Source organism: Natronococcus jeotgali DSM 18795, assembly GCF_000337695.1.
Taxonomy (GTDB): domain Archaea; phylum Halobacteriota; class Halobacteria; order Halobacteriales; family Natrialbaceae; genus Natronococcus; species Natronococcus jeotgali.
Genome location: NZ_AOIA01000137.1, coordinates 1 through 770, shown reverse-complemented (window position 1 = coordinate 770; position 770 = coordinate 1). Strand labels below are relative to the sequence as shown.

General features: G+C 54.4%; 2 protein-coding genes. One reads left to right on the top strand and one right to left on the bottom strand.

The genetic code is table 11. The features are described 5' to 3' along the window. Window positions 1-450: HD domain-containing protein (locus tag C492_RS15855; protein WP_008425468.1), on the top strand; the 450-nt coding region annotated here is incomplete at its 5' end. Between the two features lie 33 nt (window positions 451-483). Here C492_RS15855 and C492_RS15850 read toward each other — a convergent pair. Then, window positions 484-770: transposase (locus C492_RS15850; RefSeq protein ID WP_008425466.1), on the bottom strand; the 287-nt coding region annotated here is incomplete at its 5' end.

Below are 770 nucleotides of genomic sequence, written 5' to 3'. Positions count from 1 at the left end.
GACCGCCAGAAGGCAGTGACGATGGCACTCATCCACGACCTCGGCGAAGCTCGCACGGGCGATATCGCAACCCGCGCGGAGGACGGACGCCAGACCATCCCAACGTGCGAAAAAGAGTTGGCTGAACGCAGCGCAGTATCTGACCTCGTGGAACCCTTCGAGGACAGTGAGCTGCTGTCCCTCTGGGAGGAGTACGAAGCCCGTGATACCCCGACCGCACAGTTCGTCAAGGACATGGACCTAATCGATAACTGTCTCCAGGCGCTCAAGTACGAGCGCCAAAATCGGTACGACGACGCCGAGGCGAACGATCACTTCGCCGAATTCGAGAACCTGGACGAGTTCTTTGCCACAGCCGCGCCACGCTTCCAGACGGAGTTTGGCGAGGACTTGTTCGAGCAGATCAAAACGAAGTACGAACAAGAACTCGGACGACCCTGTCAACTCTGAACAGATCTTCATCACTCATAGCTATAGTGGTCATTAGAAGTAATTACTCACCTTTGGTAGAGATAGTTGATCAAGAGCGGTATCAATCGCTGTTGTGAGCTCAAGAAGCGAGTCAAAGAACCGGTTGCTAAGGGCTGCTTGGAGCTGCCTCCAGCATTCCCCGACTGGATTGAGTTCGGGAGAATACGCCGGTAACCTTACGAAGGTGAGGTCGTCACGGGCCGCTAGGTCCGTGACGGCCGATGCCTGAAAATACGGAGCTCCATCCAGCACGATAATCAAATCATCTTCGAACTCTTGGCATAACGCAAGAATGAAAT